Here is a 23,805-nt window from a genome sequence, read left to right as displayed (position 1 = left end):
AGAAAGGATTCTTATGAACTGGCAAAAACTGGCTATTAACGCAGAAAGCAATCTTACACAAAATCTAGAACAATTAAAACATCTTTCTTATCCGCAACAAATTATTACCCAAACTTTAAAGTGGGGGCAAAATGATTTTTTTAAAACCAAAGTGATTACGCCAAATATAGGACAAATTGAATATGGTCACGGTGAATATATTTTTGCTATTTTAGTTAATGATATTCAAAATCGCCCTGAACAAGTTGTGGCTGCTTATCAAGCTTTTAAACTTTTAAAAAACAGTAATTGCTCAATTCATCAGAGATTACGTTTAATTATTTCTACTGATAAGGACGACGAAAACCACGCTTTAAATGATTATTTAGCTCGTGAAGCAGCCCCTGGTGCAAGTATCGTGACTGCCAACAATTCACCTTACGACAATACTACTATTTTTTATTTTCAATTTTTGCCGATTACAACTCCTGTTAGCTCTTGTTTAGAACAAATAAACTTTAATCTCAGTCACAAGGTACAAGCTCAACTATTAACAGTTAATTGGCGTGATATCCATCAAAAGTGGTTTAACTTTATTAATTACCACCAGATTCAAGGCCATTTAGATATTGCTGAACGTCAAGTGACAGTCACAATTAACAATATTTCCCAGGACTCGCTCAAATCACAGCAGTTATTATGTTCTTTTTTGCTCCAACTTAATCTTGATGAAAGTAGTCAAAATTTTTTACAAGTTTTAAATTATTTGCTGCACCATCTTACTAATCCCCAAACTATGAAAATAATTTATCATCGTACCAGTGGCGGTACTATTCAGGTTAACTTAAAGAAACTATCACCAGAACAACAAAAATCTTTTTATCAAAGATGTCAATCGCTCAGTTTTAAATATCATGTGACTTTTACTACTAATTATCAAGATGGTAATCTAAAAATTAATTCTAATCCGTTAATTAAAAAAGTTTTACAAGCCTATCAAACCCAAACAGGCATCGCAGCAGATAGTCTAAGCTTGCGCCCTAGTGTTTATAGTGCGCTTTTAAAGAATAGTTTTTCTTTTGGCAATTTATTACCTAACATCTCCCAGAACCAGTCTTCTTTAATAACATTAACTGCAATTGATGCGGAAATTTTAAGCAATATTGCTAGTTCCAAATAAATTCGCTGAACTCAAATAAGAGGGCTGAGATAAATTTTATCTCAGCCCTCTTTCATATTAAAAAATGGTTAATTATTTTACTTGAGAACGAGCAAACTTCTGCACTATCAGTGTGATAACAAATGAAATAAATAGAATAATTGCTACCACTACATAAGGAATGTGCGGATTAAGATCCATTAAAACCCCAGACATAATGGGACCTACAACATTACCAACACTGGTCAAAGACATATTTAAACCGTTAATTAATCCTTGATTGGCTTGACTAGTTTTCGTTAAAAGTGTTGTAATCGCTGGGCGCAAAACATCAAAAGCAGTGAAAACAATTAAGGTAGCTACAATGACTTCTAAGTGACTATGAGCTTGTGTAATCCAAACTGTACACACTCCACCTAACAAAAAACAAATCCCAATTAAACGTAATTCACCCAACTTCTGTGTTAACCAATCAAACATTACAATTTGAAAGAATAATGAAGAAATTCCGTTTAAGGTAAGCACCAAAGCAATTGTCGCCATACTAAATTTAAAAACTTGATTAACATAAATACTATAAATACTTTCAAAACCTTGTAAACCAAATGACGAAATAAAAATCATTGCAAACAAAATAATCATCATCGGTGTTAAGAATTTATGCCAATTAACCTTTTGAGTAGTTGGGATTTTTGCAACTGGCTCATCCACCAAAAATATCAGCGTAAAAATCATACTTAATAAACCTAAAACTGCTGCAGCCCAAAACGGAGTTTTAATTGAGAAATTAGCTAACATACCCCCAATACCAGGGCCTAAGATTAAGCCTCCACTAAAAGCAGCAGAAATCCAGCCAATGACCTTGGCCCGATTCTTTTTATCAGTTAAGTCGGCAGCCATCGCCATCGAAGTGGGCATAAACATGGCTGCAGAAAGCCCCCCAATAATTCGGGAAATATCAAAAAGCCAGAGACTATTAGACAAAGCAAAAATAGCCTCGGAAATCATATAAAGTGATAAACCGCAAACAATAACAGACTTGCGCCCAATACGATCAGAAGCACGCCCTATAATTGGCGAGGCAATAAACTGCGCAAAAGCATACAAAGAGGTCATGATACCAATATCCGTTGTTGAATAGCCGTACATTTTTTTGATAAATGGTTCGACAGGAATTACCAGACTAATTCCTAAACAAATCAAAAAATTACCAAAAATCAAAATATAAATTGCACGCTTTGTTTCTTTATTCATCAGCAGCACCTTACCTTAGATAAAATAAAACGCCTAGTAAAAAACACCAAGCGCTCCCGTAAAAGCATTAGTACTATGCTAACATATTATAAAACCAAATACACAGCTTGTTGCTTAAACAGTGAAATTATGTACAATGTTTTTTCGCAAGCAGCTATTTGGTCATTCATGACATCCACGAAAATTTTTTCGATAGACCGCTAGGTTTGGGCTCAACTAATAATTAAATTATTAGTTTAAAAGACCTTTCATTTATTGGTTGCCTTCCTCTTAAGCTTATGTAATGATAAAGAACAATAATAACTATTAAACTTAAGAAAAATAGAAAATTTTCTCGTAAGGCATACAGAAAAATTATCTTGTTATATAATATTAAAGACAAATATAAAAGGTAGGTTTTATTCTTGAGTAAGCGAGATCCTTGGTGGGAACGTATTTTTAAAAATTTCAAAAATCGTTTTTTAGACACTAGTGAACCTATCGGCGTTCACGCACAAAAGCACCCTAAGCAAAATCATTTTATTGACAATAAACAACCACAGCCACAAAAATATGCTGTAGTTAATAAAGAAGATTTACCTACTACCCTAGCTGGCAAAATCAATCTAACCATTGGTGTTATCCGCAAATTAATACTTTCAGCTATCGTTGGTTTTATTTTACTTATGGGGTTAGGCTTAGGTTTAGCAACCGGATATTTTTGCGCCATTATTAAACAAGAACCCATCCAAAGCAACACTAGTTTACGCAATCAAATTGAAAAAGTAGATCAATCAACTACTTTATATTTCGCACATAACGTTAAAATGGAACGAGTACCTAGTGACATTAGACGCCAAAAAGTGGCTTTTAATCAAATATCTCCTAATCTTAAAAAAGCAGTCGTTGCTACTGAAGATGAGAACTTTTATCGACATCATGGGGTCGTGCCCAAATCAATCTTTCGTGCTATTATCTCAGAAATTACAGGGTTTGGTACCCAGACAGGTGGTTCGACTTTAACTCAGCAATTAGTTAAAATGCAGTTATTATCTTCAGAAACTACTTGGAAGCGTAAAGCTACTGAAATTTTATTAGCTACTAGACTTGAAAAGCATTTTACTAAGGACCAAATTCTCGAATCTTATTTAAATGTTGCCCCTATGGGTCGGAATAATCGCGGTCAAAATATTGCTGGTGTCCAGACTGCTGCACAAGGAATTTTTAACACTAATGCCAACAATCTTACCTTAGCCCAAGCTGCTTTTATCGCCGGTTTGCCTCAGAGCCCTTCTGTTTACACACCTTATGATGATGAAGGCCGGGTTAGCCCTAATATTGCTTTAGGATTACGGCGCAAAAATGTAGTTTTGTTTAGAATGTATCGGAATAATGATATTACTAAATCTCAATACCAAGCTGCTAAAAAAGTCGACTTACCTTCGCAATTTGCTGCTCATCAACCTGCTCCCAAAACTAAAATTAAATATGGGTATCTTTATAACTTACTAACTGAGCAACTACAAACTCACCTTATCAAACAGTTAGCTAAAGAAGATAATGTCAAATACGCTGATGTTATTAAGGATAAAGATGTTTATCAGGCGTATAGTCAAAGAGCCAACCGACTAATGCGTGAACATGATTATCAAGTGCATTCAACTATTGATAAGAATATTTATGACAATATGCAAAGTGCCTTTCAGCAAAATGCTAACTTATTGGGAACAGTTCACCAGTCTACTGCCACCGATCCTAATACCGGCAAAATTGTTCAAGTCAAAGAACCTGTTCAAAACGGGAGTGTTTTGATTGATAATCATACTGGAGCTGTTTTAGGATTTGTTGGTGGGCAAGATTTTCAAGAAAATCAATTGAATCACGCTTTTGATACCCAGCGTTCGCCAGGATCTTCTATCAAACCAATGTTAGTCTATGCTCCTGCTGTTGAGCAAGGACTTATCGGCAGCAAAACGATGTTGGCAGATTTTAAAGCTAAATTTAAAAAATACGCTCCTACAGATTTTGATAATACAATTGCTAATAAATTTGTTCCAGCAGATAAGGCTTTAGAACAGTCTCTAAATATTCCTGCGGTTAACTTGTATCGTCAGTTACAAAAAAGTACTAATCCTAAACCTTATATGGATAAAATGGGGCTCAAGCTTAGCAATCAGGAATATCAAGAACTCGGAATTGCCTTAGGAGGAACACGGAATGGTTTTACTGTAGCTCAAGCTGCCAGTGCCTTTTCGACTTTTGCCAATCAAGGCGTGCATGTTACTCCTTATTACATTGATAAGATTACTGATGTTAATCATCATGTCATTTATAAGCATCCAACCAAAAAGCAACGTGTCTTTCAACCAGGGACTTCATACATTATGCAAAAAATGATGCATTCTGTCATTACAGAAGGAACAGCTTCCTCTTTGACCTATCAATTAAACTTTAATTACAAGAATACCTTTGGTAAAACCGGAACTTCAAATGACTTTCGTGATAATTGGTTTATTGGTAGTACACCTGGTGTCACTTTAGCTTCTTGGATTGGTTATGATAACCTTTATGGCCACAATTATAATCTGGCTGATGATTCAACAGAAACCAACCAAAGTCTCTGGGCCAATCTCATAAATAGCGTTTATCAAGTAAACCCACAAATTTTGCAAGCTGATCAGAAAATGGCTCAACCTACTACTGTCAACGAGCAAAAAGTATTAACTGAAACGGGAACCTTACCAGGAAGTACTGTTTATGAAGGTTATAAAACTTACCTATCTAGTCCTACTTCCACCAGTTTATTCTATAAAACACACGCCAAACCTTTAAGCAAACATTTTGGAATTGGCGGTAAGGATAGTAATTATAAGCTATTTTGGGATCATTATTTTGGTAAAATTAATGGTTATGGAGTCACTAACTACCTTAGCGATAAGACTAACAAATCCAGTCATCGCAATGGCATCGGTTATGGGCAATCATTTACGTCAAATTCGATATTTGGTAACTATTCAGGTACGGTTTGGGGTAACAATTCTCAAAGTAGTACTAATAGTGAAAGCAATAATTCTTATACGAATTCAACAACTAGTGGATTCGGTGGAAATAATGGCAATGGCTATAACAACTATCCCTCAACTACCACACCTAATACTCCTGCTGTTACCACACCCAATGGTGGCAATACTAGCGAAAACACTACAGCAACTGCCAACGAAAGTACTACTACAGCTACTGCTACCGGTGGCTCAACTGCTCCTTAGATTGAGACAAAAAAAGACAATGCATGAATTTTGACAGGCATTGTCTTTTTATTTGTCTTAATTTTTAGTAGTACCGCGCTTAATTAAGCTATAAGGTAAGCGAATGGTTTTATCTTGAATATTTTCATCGTTCATCAATTTAGTTAACATCCGCATAGCCACTGCTCCAATATCATATAAAGGTTGCGCAATTGAGGTCATTTGCGGGCGTGTTACATCACATAAAATGGTATTGCTGCCAGTAACTAATTCAAAATCTTCTGGAATTCTCACTCCAGCATCTAAAGCAGCGTTTAAAACACCAGCAGCTAACAAATCATTAGAAACATAGGCTGCAGTAGCCCCACTATCATGAATTGCATCCCAAGCAGCAGCACCTGCTGTCAAGTTATAAACAGTTTCAAAAACATTAGCTGAAGAATATTTCAGCCCTGCTTGTTCTAATGCTTGTTGATAACCCTTGAGTCGGTATTTACTATTAATAGGGCTATCTAAATTACCAGTAACCATGGCAATTTTTTGATTGCCAGAATCAATTAACAGCTTAATGACATCCCGTACTGCAGTTACATAATCAATATTGACACTGGCAAATTCACCATCAGGATCAATGGCACCAGCAAAAACAATCGGAACACGGGAATTGGACATTTCTTTGTAAAGAACATTGGAAATATCTTCACCCATATATATAATACCGTCAACTTGTTTAGCTAATAAATCATTAAAAAGTTGTTGTTCGCTACCAATACCATTTTTTAAACTAGTTAAAATAATATTGTATTTATACATGGAAGCAACATCATCAATCCCTTTAGCTAAATTAGCATATAACAAATCAGTCATACTTGGCAAAATAACACCAATAGTAGTACTCTTCTTACTTGCTAATCCTCGCGCCACTGCATTAGGACGATAATGTAATTTATCAATAACTTCCATAACTTTCTTTCGCGTTGTTTCTTTGACATTATTGTTACCGTTCACAACACGAGAAACCGTTGCCATTGACACACCTGCTTGGCGAGCAACGTCGGTAATAGTGATTTCCTTGTCTGATTTATTCATAAAAACTACCTCGATTTACATTTTCTGAAAACTACTCTTTTCAAAGATTTTCATAACTAATTTATCAAAAAACAGAAACAATTGCAAGCGCTTCAGGCTTTCAATGATAATTTTATTGTAAAAGTGCTATAATTTTAGTAAGAAATTAGGAGGTCTTGTGTATGAATCACTTACAGAATTTACAAAAATGGGTTGCTGATTCTCATTATGATGTTGCTTATATTAGTAATCCCGTTGATATCATGTATTTTACTGGATTTAGCAGCGATCCTGAAGAAAGAGTATTAGCCTTATTTGTTTTCCCTGAAGCTGAACCATTTTTATTTACCCCACAACTAGAAGTGGAAGCGGCTAAAAAGGCTGGTTGGAGCCATGATGTTTATGGTTATTTAGATCATGAAGATCCCTTTGCAATTATTGCTAGCCACATTAAAGAACGCACAAATAATACTACCAAATGGGCTATTGAAAAAGCTGACCTACCCTACCAACGCTATGAAGCTATTCAAAAGCAATTTCCTACTGCAACTTTCCCTGGCAATGCCTCAGAATTTTTAGATCAATTAAAATTATTTAAGACACCTGATGAAATTGCTATTATGAAAGAAGCTGGTGAACAAGCTGACTATGCATTCAAGCTAGGCTTTGAGGCTTTGTCAACAGCTAGAACTGAACAACAAGTAGTAGCTGAAATTGAATATGGCTTAATGAAAAAAGGTGTTATGCATACTAGCTTTGATACTATTGTCCAATCTGGAGTGAATGCTGCTGATCCTCATGGTGGCCCTGAAAAAACTCAGATTCAAGCTAATGCTTTGACCCTTTTTGATTTAGGAACAGTGAACAAAGGCTATATGAGTGATGCTTCACGGACAGTGGCCTTTGGTGAGCCTACTGATAAGCAAAAAGATATCTATAATGTTTGTTTAGAGGCTCAATTAGCAGCTATGGATGCTGCCAAGCCAGGAATTACCGCAGCTGAATTAGATGCGGTTGCACGTAAAATTATTACAGATGCTGGATACGGTGAATATTTCATTCATCGCTTAGGACATGGTATTGGTACTTCTACTCATGAATTTCCTTCAATTATGGAAGGCAATGATATGGTTCTTAAGCCTGGTATGTGCTTCTCCATTGAACCGGGAATTTATATCCAAGGTGTAGCAGGCGTCAGAATTGAAGATTGTATTTATCTCACTAAAGATGGTAATGAACCATTTACCCATACCACAAAAGAATTACAAATTTTACCAATTAAATAATTGAGAATTTAAAATGACCACCTAATAGTGGTCATTTTTTTACATAATAAAAAATAATTTAAATCTGTATTTTTATCTTGCCGCAATTAACAATAATATGAATGATACTAACTTCTATCTAAATTCTATTATAGTTATCACCTCCTTTCAGTTTTATCTTGATAATAATGGCTAATTAGTTCATCTCTTGAATGATATTTTTAGGGATTTTATTTCTATTAATTATTTTCCAAAACTTTACAGTCTGACCTTTAGCTTTAATTAAAAGATAATCTCCGACTTGAATTTTGGCTGGCTGACCAAAAGATTTACATAATAATTTGCGGGACTTTCCATTTTTATCATAAGCTGTTACACGATATAAATAATTCTTTTCTTGACTAACTCGCTGGGGCTTTTCAATAATAAAGGGTTTGGATGTAGCCACTTTGGCATATAACTCCTTTTTTGATAAGATTGGATTGATGGAGTCTACTACCATTGCCAACTTATTAGTTTGATCATGCGTTAATAGTGGAAGAACAAAAGGTAAAAAACAAATAATCACTAATATTACCAAAATACTCGAAAAAAACTTTTTCATTCGTACCTCCTACTCCAAATTGTGTGATCGTTGCTCTACAATTTTGGTATAAATTTTGGTAGTCAAACCATAAATTACTAAGTAATATGTTATCAATAAAAATAATGTCACTAATGTCACAACCACTAATAAACGCAAGTTATACATAGAAAATAACGATAACGAATTTTTTATAGCAGGAAAAGCAAACATTAGATTAATCACTGCTCCTAAAATCGGAAACATAAATAATGTTAATACCTGGCTTCTAATAGCTTGCTTAGTCTCATCCAAACTTAACCCAACTTCCTGCATTGTTTGAAACCTTGCCCGATCGGCATATCCTTCAGAAATTTGTTTATAATAAATTAATAATGCAGTAACTAAGATCATGGTGAGACTGATTAAACCACCAATAAATAATAAGCTCCCAAACAAAGCATGGATTGCCTTTTTAACTATTGGAATTGCCGAATAATTATCGGTCTTTAATCGTAAAGCTCCTGGCAATTTTACAGCAAACTTATTTACTTGTTTGGTAGTACCACCCGTATTAAAGCCAAGTACGTATAACCAGGAATTTGGATTCACACTCTGAGCAATTTTTTGATTAGCGGTTATAATAAACAGTGGTTTTAAAGTGGAGCGCTGATAACTAAATGCAAAGTTAAAGTGTGATATTACCTGGGTTTGATATTCTTGTCCATTAATAAACATTTTCTTTGGAATTATTGGTTTATCTTCACTATAAATCAATATTTTGTGAGGCGATAAATGATAATTGGTATTTTCTAACTGATTGTAGTTACCAACGGTTAAAGTTGCCATTTGGTGACTGGCTCCCTTAAAACCAGGAGTAATGCCGGTATTTTTGATACTTATCGGTACTGGTGTAGTAATTGCCAATTTATGAATTGATTTTATTTTTACATGTTGTTCAGTAGCTGTCTGTTCCAATAGTTTATATGCATTTTGCGAAACTGGTGTCTTTTGGGAAATCACAAAATCATAAGGATTCCAATTATTTATTAGGTGTTCTTGACCAACATACAAACTCATTGTGCCAACTATTGTTACTAAAACTGCAGTACAGAGTAAACAAATAGAAGCTAGGCTGGCGCCATTTTGTTTCATCCTATACAACATATCGGAGATTGAAATAAAATGACTAGGCTGATAATAAAACTTTTTTTGGTTTTTAAGAAACTTTAAGAACACAATACTAGAAAATATAAAGAATAGATAAGTTCCTAAGACGACTATAATAATTGCTAACATGAAGCGAAGCATTGATTTCATATTAGGTTGAGTTCTGACAGCAATCCCATAGCCCCATGTCAAAAGAGCAATCCCGATTATCCCTCCGAGTAAATTACCTTGAGGCTCACTCTCAGCCTTTTGACTCTCCTGCCACAAATTAGCAGGACTAATCTTATAAATATTCTTTATATCATTTAAAAATAATAGCAAGAAAATGCCGCCAAACGTTAATATAACTAGCACAAAACTGCTTATTTTAAACTGTTCAACTATATGTGAACCTTGTACTAAAGCATTGAGTACTAGGAAAAATATTTTTCCAAAAACTACCCCACAAACTAATCCCAGACTAGTACTAATCATAAATAGAAGTATAACTTGTATTAAAAGAATTTTTTTCAGATCTTTAACTGCAAAGCCCAACATATTATATAAAGCTAGCTCATTTAGTTCTTGTTTTATTAGAAAGCGATTAATATACAGCATTAAAATAATTGATATTAATGTGACAAAAATTGTACCCAAAAACATTAGATTAACTGCAACATTACCGTTAATAGTTCGTTTTAAACTAGTATTTAATGTAGTCGACCAAAAAATATAATTAACTGCTATTAACATGGTACTAGCTAGGATAAAAGGTAAATATTGTTCACGATTCTTTGTAATCGTATGTGTCGCTAATTTCCATTGAATCACTGAACAGTCCCCCCAACATTTAATAGCATTGTCGCACTTTCGGTAATCTGTTGTAGATATTGTTTTTTAGACTGTTGTCCCTGAATTACTTCATGAAAAATCCGACCATCTTTAATAAATAGTGTTCTTTGCGAATGACTAGCAGCAGCGGCACTGTGGGTTACCATAAGAATTGTTTGTCCCTGCCGATTTATTTGTTCAAACAAATCTAATAACAATTCTGAGTTATACGAGTCCAAGGCTCCCGTAGGTTCATCTGCCAAAATTAATTCCGGATTCGTAATCAAAGCTCGTGCTGCCGCTACGCGCTGTCTTTGACCACCAGAAATTTCATAAGGATATCTCTGAAGTAAATCAGAAATATTCAAAGACTTTGCCAAAGGTAATAATTTATTTTCCATTCTTTTATAGGGTACTTTGTCTAAAACCAAAGGTAATAGAATGTTGTCCTGGTTATTAAAAGTATTTAACAAATTGAAATTTTGAAAAACGAAACCTAAATGTTTTCTACGAAAAATGGCACGCTTATTTTCTGATAACTCATTAAGATCTTGCTTATTGATTTTGATTGTACCTGTAGTTGCTTGATCTAATGTTGCAATTATATTCAATAAGGTAGTTTTCCCAGAACCAGATTCACCCATAATTGCTACATATTCGCCTTTATCGACAGATAAAGAAATACTTTTTAAGACTTCTACTTGAGGACCATCTTGGGACTGATGAAAACTTTTTTTAATATCTTGCAAAAATAATAAAGCCATGACTAACCTCCTATGACTGTAAGTAATTTAACTTACAGGTTTAGTTTAAGAGGAACTATCATGGCTTACAAGTTACAATCAATATTAAAAAATTACAATCTAGCAATTATATTACAGTTTAGTAATGTCACTATAGTGTTCTTTTGGAAAAACTAAGTTGACAGTTGTTCCTTGATTTAAAATAGAGCTAATCTTTAATTTATTATTCAGTTTACGGCTGATTTGGTCAGCCAAATATAACCCCATACCAGTTGCTGTATCATTTTTACGACCATTAATACCAGTAAATCCTGGCTCAAATATTCGAGGAAGATCACTTGAAGCGATTCCTATTCCGTTATCAATAATTCTTAAGGTATCCTTAGACCAATTGATTTTAATACTACCTTCCTTATTGGAGTATTTAATCGCATTAAAAATAATCTGCTCTAAAAGTGCCTGCATCCATTTTTGATCAGTTAAAATTTTAATATTGGAAATATTTAATTCCAAATGAACTTGCTTATTGATAAAAAAAGTCGAATATTTAGCAATAATATTCTTAACTATGTATTCTAAAGAAACCCAATTAAACCTTAAATCATGATTAAAGTCAGCCAAGCGATCATAATTTAACATTAAATCTAAGTGTTGCTTAATCAAAACAGCTTGTTCATGCACTTGAATAGATGATACCTGCTCTTTATTCTCAGATAAAACCAGCAAATCAGTAATTGGAACCTTAATTTCATGAGACCAATGAGTCAGATAATCTTGGTGTTCTTGCAGTTGATCTTTATATTTTTTGATTGATTGATAATATTCAGTTTTCAATTTTTGGATTTCAATTATATAATTCATCTCAACTAAGCTATGTCTAGATACTGGGGGCAATTTGCCTCTAGCTAAAAGCTGCTGGAGATTCTTTACTTTTTTATGTTCCTGATAAACACGAAAACTAAAATAAAAAACAACTGGTAATAGACTAAAACGTAATAAATCCCACCAAATAATTAAGCGTACTTTATAAAGTATCATTAATAATAAAAGTAACAGCATAAAGCAGACGTAAATGAAGATAATGGCTACATTATTGACAATAAGTTGTTTCCAATAAGAAACCATAATTTTATTTTTGGTCAAGTAAACGATACCCCCCTTTATTAACATTGATAATATCCAATTTAATCTTTCTCAGCTTATGTCTTAAACGACTCATATTCACACGCAGAGCCTTATTATCCAAAAAAAGGCCACCTTGCCAAAGAATCTGAAGACATTGTTCACTAGAAATCAAATAATTATCACTCAAAAAAAGTAATTTTAAAATATTTCCTTCTGTAGGAGATAGAGAAACTCGGTTATTGCCATCAGTCACTTCATTACTCATAGTATAAAGAATATATTTGCCAAATTTCAATTGAGTATTAACTTGAGTTTTTCCATAAACTTGATATCTTCTTAAAGAAGCCTGAACTTTAGATAACAACACATTTACAGAAAATGGTTTAATTAAATAATCATCTGCTCCGTTACCCATTGCACGAATTGCATTTGGCTCTTGATCAACCCCTGTTAAAAAAATTATGGGTAGTTTGGATAATTGTCTAATCTTATCAGACCAATAAAAGCCATCATAGTTAGGCAATTTAACATCCATAATCACTAAATCAGGTTGTAATTTAATAAATTCTTGTAAAACGTTTTTCCAATCTTGGACAGTACTAACTAATAAGTCCCATTTCTTAAATTCAGACATTATTTCGTGTACTAAAATTGTATCGTCATCTACTATAAGAATCTTATCCATATAATTAAACCCTCATTTTCTTAGCAATAAATAAAATGAACCAATAATTCCTTACTTAGTAAGTGATTATATCGCTAAAATATCATAATTACATATATTATACCGAATGTTTAAATAATTATGTGTGGTACTAGTTAATAAAATTTGCGCAAAAAAAGAGTGGTACAAAACCACTCTTAATAAGTAAATTATTTGTCTAACTGAATTTTATCGGCATCCAATTTGATATCATCAAAGTTAGTATCTATTTCAGCTGAATTATCAGTATCTAATGCTTGCTGCAACTTGGCAGTATCATCTTTAAAGGCCTGCTCCATCTTTTGTTTATTAATCTTTGGCATTTGCTCAAACTTATCAGTTACAAAACTAATTAGTTCATCTTTATGTGCAGAATACTTGTTCATAGCCCAGTAAGACAAAGCTGCTCCCATTAAAGCGCCAATTGCAAATTTTGTTTTTGACATATTATCGCTTCTTCACTAAATTATTTTTTCTTCCGAAAGATTTTCCAAGCCTTTTTGGCAACTTTATTAGCTAACCAAGGTGATACTCGACAACTTTTAGCAGTTTTAGGCTCATTAGTTTTGTCACTAACTCTTTCCAAGCTGTTACCAAAGTTTTCTAATGATTGAAAGAATGGATTTAACTTACCCACTTTACCATTCACATCAGCCATTAAATCATTAACTTTTGCGGTTAAGTCGTTGCCTTGATGGGCAATCTTATCAAAATCAATTGTTAATGTCTTCACTGTCTTAGTTGTTTCTTCTACAGTTGCTTGGAGCTTCTTTAATACTTTAGCCAACTGAAAAAGCATCATCCCTAAGTAAACTACTAAAATTACAAATGCAATGGCTGCAATTAATGCGGCTATTTGACCCATTGTCATATGTCTTCCTCCTCATTTTGTCATCATTTAAATTTTATCATCATTTCATGACAACAGCAATCAGAGAGGTTATACTTTAAGGTAGAAATTAACTTAGGGAGTGGAAAATTGGGTAATTTATTGAATAAATATAATTCGATTGTGAATAACAATCAACAGCAAAATTCAAATAAGGAGCCATTGTTCCTTCAACAAATCAATAATCCTCAATATTGGATTAATCTTTTTAATACTTTGCTGAGCAATGTGATTAAGATAATCTTGTTGTCATTATTTTTTTGGTTGCTTTATAAATTTGGTAAAAGAGTAGTCAGTCGTGTAACTTATAATTTAAGAATCAATACGACAAGCTCTAACCGTTCTCGAACAATTGCAACTTTGACTCAAAATATTTATTTTTATTTTTTGGCTTTTATATATATATATATGGTCTTATCAATTATGGGCGCCCCGGTTGGTACCTTAATTACTGGAGCTGGAATCTTCAGTTTAGCTTTAGGTCTTGGTGCGCAAGGATTTGTTAGTGATGTCGTTACAGGTTTCTTTATTTTAGTAGAGCAACAATTTGATGTTGGTGATTCAGTGAGTGTGGGCGATATTTCTGGAACAGTAGCTTATATTGGCTTACGAACAACTCAAATTCGCAGTGCTGATGGTACTTTAAACTACATCCCTAATCGCAATATAACTATTGTGAAAAATCTTTCTCGTGGCAATATGACTACGATAATTGATTTGCAATTATTTCCCAGAACTAATATTAAACAAGTTACACAAGTCATCACACAAGTTAATAAAGATTTAACTCCTAAAATTGCCGATCTGGTTCAAGCTCCACAAATAATTGGACCGATTGATGTACAAGCAGGATTGTTGCATTATCAAATTAGTTTAAGTACAAAAAATGGCGCTCAACTTGCCGTCAAGCGTCAATTCTTGGAAGCTTATTTAGCAGCTTTACAGCAAGCCAACATCTCCATGCCCGAAAATACTTTAGACTTAACTCAATAAATAAATAATTATTTCAATTTTTGATATTCAGCAACAAACTTTTTAATCGCTTGGCCACGATGGCTAATGCGATTTTTTTGTTCCATTGTTAACTGAGCCAAACTTTTATTTAAACTAGGTACATAAAATAAGGGATCATAGCCAAAACCATTATTTCCGCGTGGAACTGGTAGAATTTGACCGGTCAATTGCCCAACTACTTCAATTTCTTGATTAGTGTTCGGATTACAATAAACAATAGTCGTAACAAATTGTGCTTGACGCTGTTCTAAGGGTACTCCTGCTAATTCTGCCAATAATTTGGCATTATTAGCTGCATCATTATGATCTCCAGCATAACGAGCCGAACGAACTCCTGGTTGCCCATGCAAATAATCAACCATTAGTCCCGAATCATCTGCTAAAGTGGGTATATTTAATTCTTTAATCGCAGCTGCTACTTTTAAATGCGCATTCTCTGAAAAAGTTAAACCAGTTTCCGCAATTTCTGGAAAATTAGGATAATCCAGTAGTGTCTTAATCTGCAACTGCTTATCATTCAAAGCCGCCGCAAATTCATGTGCTTTATTACGATTTTTAGTAGCAATTAATAATTCAGACATTAACTTTCCTCCAAAGCTGTGACTTCCACATGTTGAGCAGTAATAACTGCTGGCTGTAACCAGTCATTAGCAATTTTAACAAATTGCTCCGTCTTTCCCGTTGTATAAAATTGATGTTGCGGAATTTGCTTATCACTAGCTTTCAGCTTTAATTGCTGCAACTGGGTGCTGACTGCTTGTACTGTAGCGCCACCCGCATCAATTAACTGAACGTTAGGACCCACTGCTTGTTGAATTAGCGGTTGCAACAAGGGAAAATGTGTACAACCCATAACTAAAGTATCCATAGCAAATTCATTAAGAGGCGATAAAGTCTGTTGTACAATTTGTTGGGTAGCTTGAGCACGATATTGATTATTTTCAACTATGGTAACAAATTCGGGAGTAGCCAAACCTTTAACTTGAATATTAGCTTGTAATTGCTGAATCGCATCACTATAAGCATGTGACTTAATAGTAGCTGGCGTGGCAATCACTGCCACTCGTTGATTCTTAGTTTGCTTTACAGCAGCTTGACTACCTGAAGCAATAACTCCGATGATAGGGAGATTAAATTCACGCCTTAAAGTAGGCAATGCAGCTGCTGTAGCGGTATTACAAGCAATCACAATCATCTTAGCATTTTTAGAAATTAAAAATCGCACTAATTGACGCGCAAAATTAATAATTTCTGGGGGAGTTTTAGTACCATATGGTAAACGTGCTTGATCGCCAATAAAAATTGTACTTTCATGAGGCAGCTGCCTCAAAATCTGTTTCACAACTGTCAATCCACCGACACCTGAATCTAATAAACCGATTGGCCGATTATTCATATTATCCTCCCTTTACTATATAAAAAAGGATGTGAGAGCTGCTTATCACATCCTTTAACTCAATATTTTATTATACACCCAATATTCTAGGGATGACTAGGGATAGTTCTTGGATTCCGTTCTTGCCATTTTTGACTATAAAAATAATCTTTCATTTGATAATGATTTTTTTTATCCGGTTGCTTTACAAATTGATGTATTTGTTGATCAATTTTGAGCCAACCGCGCCAGCCTACATGGATTGTATCTTGCATGAAGAAAGGAACACGTCCATCATTATGCAAATCAGCAATATGATGAAAGCCTTGAGATTCTAATTGATATCTAATCTTATGATCAAAACGATCAAGCATTTGTGGACGCAAACCAGTATAATCCATCCAAGCACCATTCACCGGTGTAATCACAAATAACGGAGTGACATGATGCCGTTTAAATTGATTTAATAAAAGCTGAAAATCTGAAAATTCCGGACCATACTCATAGGTGAAATCAGTTTGACTATTTTTTAAACCTTTAACATAGCGCTTCAATTTACGCTGATAAAATTTATTGTCAATGCCAAATTCATTACTAGTTGTATGTTCTTTACCTAAAACAAAAGCTAATTGATCTAGTCTTTGATAATCATACTGAGTAGGCAAAACTTTTGCCCGGCGCTCAATCAAATCTTCATGGTTATCAATTGCTAAACGTGTAAAGATTTGATCTTGATGACGCAAATTTACACTACCCAATTGTCCTACAGTAAATTTATCCCAATTATTAATAGCATGGCCTGAAGCAATTGCTTTTAAAGAGCTTTCAATATCGGTATCTGATTTACCAGATGGCATTGATAATAATCGCTGTGCCGCATAACGATCAGCACGAGAATGAGGATCAGCATGCATTACAAAGTACGTAGCTTGCTGTTTGGAATAGTAACTCCCAAACATTCGCGGATCAACACCTGCTTTAACAAACCATTGTGGAGAAATAAAGACAACTACCTTTTTATTATCAAGATGTTTTCCCATCGCTTCAGTCGAAAAAAAATGAGTCAACGACTGCGTACCGGCTGAGCCTAACAAAAAAGGTTTATAACCGCGATTATATTTCTGAGTCAATACCGAAGGATGCAATGAATCAAAACGTGATAATTCTGATGACCCCATTATCATCAAGTAACCGTCATCTAACGCTCGATCCTTAATCTGATCCCCACGTAATACATTAGCAGTTAAAGAAGTAGAAGCTCTTTTAACAGTGGCTGACGTTGTGGGAAAATGCCACGGTCCATATAAAACTACAATGGCCAAAATAGCGGCCAAAACCATCGGTGCGACAATTTTGCCCAGCTTTTTTAGATTACTCATTTGTCAAGTTTTCAACCTTTGCAATAATTTTGTTTGGTGTTTCCCATTCTTGACGATCAAATTCCGATACTGGTACATCAATATCTAATTGTTGTTGTAATTCCAACAACAACTGTACTGTAGCCATTGAATCTAACAAACCACTATCAAATAAAGACTGATCCAAATTGGTCTTCACATCATCACTACCTGTTAAATCTGCCAAAATATCTAAAACTGTTGTTTTTACGTCCATTATTCAAAATCCTCCTATTAATTGAACCATAGTTTATCTAAAATTCCTGAAAAAATCAAAAAACTGAAACAAACTGTGTTAAATGTCATGAAAATTGCAAAATACTTGGTAAACCAGTTAGATGGAATATGCTGACGATGCTTCTTCTTAAATCTAAGCCAGGCATCAGTTAAAATCAAAACCAGCGCATGAAACAGTCCGTATACAATGTAATACCAGGTTTCTCCATGCCAAATACCCATCGTTAAGAAAAGTAGTAAATAACCAATATTGGCCATCGCAATACGACTTTTGAGTAGCTTATGTTTCATTGCCCAAAAGACAAAACGCATATAGATATAATCACGGAACCAAAATGATAAAGTCATGTGCCAACGATTCCAGAATTCTTTGAGATTATGTGCAGCAAAGGGTTTATTAAAGTTCACTGGAGTTTCAATTCCCATGAGATAACTGACCCCTACCGCAAATAAACTATAACCGGCAAAATCAAAAAAGAGATACATACTATAGCAATACATATATCCGATTAAATAAATAGAGATACCAAACGGTACCGTATGCCGTTGAGCTAATGCTAATTGCTGAATTTGTGGCAACCATAATGTTCCAAATAAATATCCTAATAAGAATTTATATAAAAATCCCAGAAAAATATTATGCAATCCCTTACCAATTAGCTCAACATACTTATCTTGACTGGGTACATGATCATAATCTTTAATAAAACGCCGATAACGATCAATTGGCCCAGAAGAAATTGTCGGGAAAAACAACAAGAAATGCAAAAATTTCCACAAATTAAATTCTTTAATGGCACCATCCCGGATTTCCATAATCATCCCAACCGTTTTGAAAGTCAAGTAACTAATTCCTAAAAATCCCACAATAGAATCATGCCCATGAGCAAACAACGGTGTAAATTTCACAATTACTAATTGTAAAATCGATAGGACAATTGCCAAAGTAAAAATCCAAAAACTATTATTATATTTTTTATTAGTATGATAACTAAAATAACATTTGACAATTAATGTTTGAATAACTGTATAAGCAATTAAGGCAATCCCTTGATTAGTTTTTTCTGCATCAAAAATAAAAAACAAAAATAATAGTGAAACAAAGCTCTCATAAATCCGCCAGCGATGACCATGATATAAGCCAAACATTAATGGCAGTAATGCTACCAGTAACAAGATAAAATACTGGGGATTTTGATATGGTTGTAGATTAATCATGATTATTTACCTCTGCCATCAGCGTTTTACGGTCAATCTTGCCATTGGCAGTTTTAGGTAATTGTTCGCGCACCTCGATGCGTTGCGGAATCATATATTCCATTACATTTTGTGATAATTGTTCTTTCAAAGTAGCGCTTGGATTAGCTAATGGTTGATTCAAGACCACATAGGCAATAATTTGATTAACTTTATGATTAGCACCATAACGTGGAACCGTAATTGCCTGATCCACTGCAGGTAAAGCTGACAAATTCTGATCAATATCTTCTAATTCAATGCGATAACCATGCAATTTAATTTGAAAATCTGTCCGTCCCCGATAATAAATGGAACCATCTGCTTTGATAGATCCTAAATCACCAGAACGATAAGCTAGCGTACCGTCTTTCATAAAAAAGGCAGCGGCAGTCTTTTGTGGGTTATTTAAATATCCCTTAGATACGCTTGGACCACTAATAATCAGTTCACCTTCAAAACTATCATGACCATTTTCATCAATCGCGGTAATTGAAGTATCTGGCTTAGCAAATCCAATTGGCAAGCGCTGATTTTGCTCAATTACTTGTGGAGTAATTTCTACTGCTGTTACAGCAACACAAGCTTCTGTCGGCCCATAGGTATTAAAAATCTGAGCTTGCGGAAAGCGTTGTAATAAAGCTTTAGCAGTACTGCGTGTTAATTCTTCTCCACAAAAAAGAAAATGCTGCAAGTGTGGATAATTTTTTTGATTAAAGTTTTTATCTAAGAGACAAAGTTCAACAAAAGACGGTGTAGATACCCATTCTTCTAAGTCTAATGTAGGTAAGACTTTAAATAATTTTCCAAAGTTCTCTGTCGTGTCATGAGAAATTGCCAGCAATTGTCCACCTAAAACCAACGTCGGATACAAATCCATCACTGACAGATCAAAAGAGTACGGCGGTTGTGAAAGACAACGAATTTTGTCGTGCAAATTAAAATCATTAACGGTCCAATTAACATAACTTAACAAGTTATTGTGACTAATCTGGACTCCCTTGGGCACTCCAGTTGTTCCGGAAGTGAAAATAATATAAAAATTTTGATCACCACTTACACTTTGGGAACGATCTAATTCAGTATCTTGATAGTCCAAATGAGCCCGCAATTGGTCCGCATTAATTGTCAAGGTCTCCAAAGCAACTGGTAAATCAATCGTGCCTAAAATAGCCGCCGGATGAGCAATTTCATTAATTTGAATTAAACGCTCTTTAGGCGAATGGGCATCAACGGGAATATAAGCATGCCCAGCTTTTACTGCAGCGAGCATTGTAACCACCATCAGAAAATTTTGGTCACCATAGACAATCACCGGTGCTCCTGCAGGTAAAGATAATGACTGTAAATAAGCAGCTAAACAATTTGTTTGCTGGTATAAATCTTGATAAGAATGAGTACCTTGGTCATCTTGATAGCAATAGTCAGGATTATTCAGTGCTACTTGATCAATTGCTGTCAAAATATTAGTTAATTGATAACTCACAGTAAAATGTTCCTCCTAAAATTCGTTATAAATAAAGCCACTATTATTGATGCCAGCATAGCTATATAAGTAAACCAAGGCCATGATAATTAAAAAATAAAAAATCGTTTGTCCAATAAATTTCATGGCTGGATGCTGTTGAAAAAACTTTTTCAATGCTCATTACTCCTTTTATCAACAATTGCTAGTATAACACTTCGATTTCACTTTGGATTACTTTTTTAAATTGACGGCAATTACATACATTATAGCAAAAATGTAAATCAGAACAAATTATTTAAAATCGTCCATTCAACAATAAATTTATGACAAAAAAAACCGCTTCAAATTTTGAGCGGTTCTTCTTTTAAGAATGTTTTTCAATTATTTGTTTTAATTGAGATTCACTTTGATAACCAACCATTGTTTCTACAACTTTACCGTCTTTCTTTAATAATAAAGTTGGAATAGCTTGAATACCAAATGAGTTTGGTGTCTCAGGATTAGCATCAACATCCATTTTGGTAAATTTTACATCATCATATTGACCAGAAAGCTTTTCCACAACTGGAGATTGCATCCGACAAGGACCACACCACGTTGCCCAAAAATCAGTTAAAACTAAGCCTTGACCAGTTTCATCTTGAAAATTTTGATCAGTCACTTCTTCAACCATCATATCATCTCCTCATAATTAATCTTATTCTAACAAGATTTATACTATTCACAAAATTATTTGCCTTTATCCTAAATTGACAATCGTTGCTCCTTGTCCGCCAGCATTAGCGGGCGCATAACCAAACTTTTTGATGCGCGGGTTATTTTGTAAATATTTTTGCACGCCTTTACGAATTGCCCCAGTGCCAAAACCATGAACAATCGTGACTTGGCTATAATTTGCTAATAAAGCTGAATCAATATACTGATCTAAGTCAGCCATTGCTTCTTCATAACGTTCGCCTCGCAAATCCAACTGTAATGGTAAGGCACTATGAGCTCGTTGACGCGATACTTGTTGTTGATTTTCTTGTTTTTCGGGTTTAATTTTAGTCAATTGTTCTTTGGGTAAGCGCATTTTTAAAATTCCTAGTTGCACTTCAAAATTGCCTTTTTTATCTTGGCCAATGACTACCCCATCTTGATCGTAAGAATCAACATGAACGTCATCCCCAATTTTAATAGCTTGCTTCTTTTTTTCTCGACGCAACACCTTATTTTGCTGTAATTGCCGTTCATGATGTAACTTTTTCAATTGCGTTTGCGCACTTATTATCTGATCATCTTTAACCACAGTATCAGCTTGTTGTTGTAATTGTCGCAATTGAGCAATGATTTTATCAGCTTGTTGTTGCGATTGTTCTACTAACTGATTCGCACGAAGCTTGGCTTGATCAATAATTTGATCTTTTTGTTGTTGCAATTTTTCTTCTTTTGCAGCGACTGCAGCTGATTTTCGTTGTAATTCTTGGGCTTGTTGCTGATAATTGAAGGCGGAAGTTTCATAATTTTTACGTTGCTTTTCCAAATCTTGAATCATTGCGTTTAAATCTTGACTTTCCCCACTTTGCAATTGTCTGGCACGTTCAACAATTTGCTGATCCATTCCTAAACGATTAGCAATATCAAAAGCATTACTACTACCAGGAATTCCAATTAATAAGCGATAAGTTGGCTGCAAAGACTCTTGATCAAATTCCATTGAAGCATTGATAGTCCGTTTAAAGTTATAGGCAAAAACTTTTAATTCTGGATAGTGAGTAGTAACCATTAAAGTGCAATCTTTCTTACTAAAGGCTTCAATAATCGCAATAGCTAAGGCAGCACCCTCTTGTGGATCAGTACCAGCTCCTAGTTCATCTAGCAATATTAAACTATCGGCAGAAGTGTGTTGTAAAATATTGATAATATTATCCATATGTGAAGAAAAAGTGCTTAAATTTTGTTCAATTGACTGCTCATCACCGATATCTGCAAATATCTGCTGAAAGACGGCTACTTTACTTTCTTCAGCTGCTGGAATAAACAGACCTGATTGAGCCATTAATTGTAATAAACCAACTGTCTTTAAGGCAATGGTTTTACCACCTGTATTGGGCCCAGTAATAATTAAATTTTGATAATCTATGCCGAGTTTAATATCATTAGGCACAACTTGGTGTGGATCAATCAGAGGATGTCGAGCAGATTTTAAATCAACTTGATTATCATTCGTCAACAAAGGTTCACTTGCCCGCAATTGTTCTGCATACTTTGCTTTGGCATTAACTAAATCTAATTGACCAATTAACCAAGCATTTTGGCGTAATTCACTTTGATAAGGTCGTAGTAAATCACTTAATTCCTGCATAATTTTTTGTAATTCTTGTTTTTCCGCAATTTGTTGTTCTTGGACAGTATTATTAAGTGCAATCACGCTTTGCGGCTCAACATAAACTGTTTGTCCACTAGCACTTTGATCATAAACTACACCGCCAAAGTGATTACGAGCAGACTGTTTAACCGGTAAAACTAAATGCCCCTCACGAATAGTGATAATTGGTTCACTTAAGTATTTGCTACTTGATCCACGCAAATACTGTTCCATGCGCTCACGTACTCGCTGTTGAGCATTTTGCAGTGTTTTGCGAATTCGTTTTAATTCTGGTGAGGCATTATCTAAAATTTTCCCCGTTTGATCAACCGACTGTGCCAGCCGCTCAGCCACACTAGGCAAACTGGTTAACTGATCTACAACTTCATATAAAGCTCTTAAATTAACACCATCACTGCGTAATTCGGTAAAAATATCTTTAATATTTTTGGCGGTTTGTAAAATTTGGTTAATATGATATAATTCATTACCATTTAAAATGGCAGCAATTTTCAAGCGCTGTAGTTCTGCATTAATTGAATGTGTAGGGGTTACAGGAATTTCATGTCCCAGTCGTAAAATATCCACGCCATCTTTAGTTTCATTGAGCCAATTCTGTACTTGTGCTTGTTTATCACTCGGAAACAATTTTTGTAATTGTTCTTGTCCTTGGGCAGTAATCAAAAATTGCTCCAGGGCTGTTTTTATTTTTTGATATTCTAAAGTTTTTAAAATTCTTTTATTCATTTATTTTTCCTTTAAATGCAACAAAAAGGCAAA

22 protein-coding genes are annotated in these 23,805 nt (G+C 34.4%); 4 read left to right on the top strand and 18 right to left on the bottom strand.

All coding sequences use genetic code 11. The features are described 5' to 3' along the window. Positions 1-13: 13 nt before the first annotated feature. Complete coding sequence (locus DS830_RS01325) at positions 14-1,159, top strand: zinc-binding metallopeptidase family protein (protein ID WP_118907988.1); 1,146 nt, start codon at positions 14-16, stop codon at positions 1,157-1,159. A gap of 72 nt (positions 1,160-1,231) precedes the next feature. Here DS830_RS01325 and DS830_RS01320 read toward each other — a convergent pair whose 3' ends face one another. Further along, positions 1,232-2,392 carry an MFS transporter gene (locus DS830_RS01320; RefSeq protein WP_118907987.1) on the bottom strand — a complete coding sequence of 387 codons (1,161 nt, stop codon included), beginning with the start codon at positions 2,390-2,392 and terminating at the stop codon, positions 1,232-1,234. A gap of 404 nt (positions 2,393-2,796) precedes the next feature. On the opposite strand from DS830_RS01320, the gene DS830_RS01315 reads away from it, so the two are divergent. Further along, on the top strand, positions 2,797-5,637 hold the full coding sequence (locus DS830_RS01315; RefSeq protein WP_118907986.1) for a transglycosylase domain-containing protein: 2,841 nt from the start codon (positions 2,797-2,799) through the stop codon (positions 5,635-5,637). A 57-nt stretch (positions 5,638-5,694) separates the two neighbouring features. Here the strand turns inward: DS830_RS01315 and ccpA are convergent, their stop codons facing one another. Beyond that, positions 5,695-6,705: a catabolite control protein A gene (ccpA, locus tag DS830_RS01310; protein ID WP_118899235.1), complete on the bottom strand. Its 1,011-nt coding sequence runs from the start codon at positions 6,703-6,705 to the stop codon at positions 5,695-5,697. A 161-nt stretch (positions 6,706-6,866) separates the two neighbouring features. On the opposite strand from ccpA, the gene DS830_RS01305 reads away from it, so the two are divergent. Continuing rightward, positions 6,867-7,970 carry a M24 family metallopeptidase gene (locus DS830_RS01305; RefSeq protein WP_118899237.1) on the top strand — a complete coding sequence of 368 codons (1,104 nt, stop codon included), beginning with the start codon at positions 6,867-6,869 and terminating at the stop codon, positions 7,968-7,970. 175 nt (positions 7,971-8,145) lie between these two features. Here the strand turns inward: DS830_RS01305 and DS830_RS01300 are convergent, their stop codons facing one another. From DS830_RS01300 to DS830_RS01270, 7 genes are all read right to left on the bottom strand, one after another. Beyond that, positions 8,146-8,553 (bottom strand): DUF1093 domain-containing protein, encoded by a 408-nt coding sequence (locus DS830_RS01300; protein ID WP_118907985.1) that lies wholly within the window; start codon positions 8,551-8,553, stop codon positions 8,146-8,148. 9 nt (positions 8,554-8,562) lie between these two features. Then, a complete protein-coding gene (locus DS830_RS01295) occupies positions 8,563-10,491 on the bottom strand; it encodes an FtsX-like permease family protein (protein WP_118907984.1) in 1,929 nt (642 codons plus the stop codon). Then, positions 10,488-11,255, bottom strand: a complete 768-nt coding sequence (locus DS830_RS01290) for an ABC transporter ATP-binding protein (protein WP_118899242.1) — start codon at positions 11,253-11,255, stop codon at positions 10,488-10,490. Before DS830_RS01290 ends, DS830_RS01295 begins: the two co-directional genes overlap by 4 nt. A gap of 111 nt (positions 11,256-11,366) precedes the next feature. After that, the gene (locus DS830_RS01285; RefSeq protein ID WP_162887468.1) at positions 11,367-12,377 is read right to left on the bottom strand and encodes a sensor histidine kinase; all 1,011 of its coding nucleotides are present in this window, start codon (positions 12,375-12,377) and stop codon (positions 11,367-11,369) included. Then, positions 12,364-13,044, bottom strand: coding sequence for a response regulator transcription factor (locus DS830_RS01280; RefSeq protein ID WP_118899246.1), 681 nt, complete (start codon positions 13,042-13,044; stop codon positions 12,364-12,366). Before DS830_RS01280 ends, DS830_RS01285 begins: the two co-directional genes overlap by 14 nt. A 188-nt stretch (positions 13,045-13,232) precedes the next feature. Further along, on the bottom strand, positions 13,233-13,508 hold the full coding sequence (locus DS830_RS01275) for a hypothetical protein (protein WP_118899248.1): 276 nt from the start codon (positions 13,506-13,508) through the stop codon (positions 13,233-13,235). Positions 13,509-13,528: 20 nt separating this feature from the next. Further along, positions 13,529-13,933 (bottom strand): DUF948 domain-containing protein, encoded by a 405-nt coding sequence (locus DS830_RS01270; RefSeq protein ID WP_118907983.1) that lies wholly within the window; start codon positions 13,931-13,933, stop codon positions 13,529-13,531. A gap of 108 nt (positions 13,934-14,041) precedes the next feature. On the opposite strand from DS830_RS01270, the gene DS830_RS01265 reads away from it, so the two are divergent. After that, a complete protein-coding gene (locus DS830_RS01265; RefSeq protein ID WP_240366810.1) occupies positions 14,042-14,944 on the top strand; it encodes a mechanosensitive ion channel family protein in 903 nt (300 codons plus the stop codon). Between the two features lie 8 nt (positions 14,945-14,952). Here the strand turns inward: DS830_RS01265 and DS830_RS01260 are convergent, their stop codons facing one another. From DS830_RS01260 to DS830_RS01220, 9 genes are all read right to left on the bottom strand, one after another. Then, complete coding sequence (locus tag DS830_RS01260; protein WP_118907982.1) at positions 14,953-15,546, bottom strand: XTP/dITP diphosphatase; 594 nt, start codon at positions 15,544-15,546, stop codon at positions 14,953-14,955. Continuing rightward, positions 15,546-16,361 carry a glutamate racemase gene (racE, locus tag DS830_RS01255; protein ID WP_118907981.1) on the bottom strand — a complete coding sequence of 272 codons (816 nt, stop codon included), beginning with the start codon at positions 16,359-16,361 and terminating at the stop codon, positions 15,546-15,548. Before racE ends, DS830_RS01260 begins: the two co-directional genes overlap by 1 nt. Before the next feature lie 86 nt (positions 16,362-16,447). Further along, complete coding sequence (gene dltD / locus DS830_RS01250) at positions 16,448-17,719, bottom strand: D-alanyl-lipoteichoic acid biosynthesis protein DltD (protein ID WP_118907980.1); 1,272 nt, start codon at positions 17,717-17,719, stop codon at positions 16,448-16,450. Further along, the gene (gene dltC, locus DS830_RS01245) at positions 17,712-17,954 is read right to left on the bottom strand and encodes a D-alanine--poly(phosphoribitol) ligase subunit DltC (RefSeq protein ID WP_118899258.1); all 243 of its coding nucleotides are present in this window, start codon (positions 17,952-17,954) and stop codon (positions 17,712-17,714) included. Before dltC ends, dltD begins: the two co-directional genes overlap by 8 nt. A 17-nt stretch (positions 17,955-17,971) precedes the next feature. Continuing rightward, positions 17,972-19,192, bottom strand: a complete 1,221-nt coding sequence (gene dltB, locus DS830_RS01240) for a D-alanyl-lipoteichoic acid biosynthesis protein DltB (protein WP_118907979.1) — start codon at positions 19,190-19,192, stop codon at positions 17,972-17,974. Beyond that, positions 19,185-20,696 (bottom strand): D-alanine--poly(phosphoribitol) ligase subunit DltA, encoded by a 1,512-nt coding sequence (dltA, locus tag DS830_RS01235; RefSeq protein WP_118907978.1) that lies wholly within the window; start codon positions 20,694-20,696, stop codon positions 19,185-19,187. The genes dltB and dltA overlap by 8 nt, the downstream gene beginning before the upstream one ends. 15 nt (positions 20,697-20,711) lie before the next feature. Next, a complete protein-coding gene (locus DS830_RS01230) occupies positions 20,712-20,852 on the bottom strand; it encodes a teichoic acid D-Ala incorporation-associated protein DltX (RefSeq protein WP_259335379.1) in 141 nt (46 codons plus the stop codon). Between the two features lie 190 nt (positions 20,853-21,042). After that, the gene (gene trxA / locus DS830_RS01225) at positions 21,043-21,351 is read right to left on the bottom strand and encodes a thioredoxin (RefSeq protein WP_118899264.1); all 309 of its coding nucleotides are present in this window, start codon (positions 21,349-21,351) and stop codon (positions 21,043-21,045) included. Between the two features lie 66 nt (positions 21,352-21,417). Then, positions 21,418-23,772, bottom strand: coding sequence for an endonuclease MutS2 (locus tag DS830_RS01220; protein WP_118907977.1), 2,355 nt, complete (start codon positions 23,770-23,772; stop codon positions 21,418-21,420). Between the last annotated feature and the right edge of the window lie 33 nt (positions 23,773-23,805).

The sequence above is a fragment of the Bombilactobacillus bombi genome (genome assembly GCF_003522965.1).
Lineage (GTDB): Bacteria > Bacillota > Bacilli > Lactobacillales > Lactobacillaceae > Bombilactobacillus > Bombilactobacillus bombi.
This window is presented reverse-complemented; position numbering and strand designations above follow the sequence as displayed.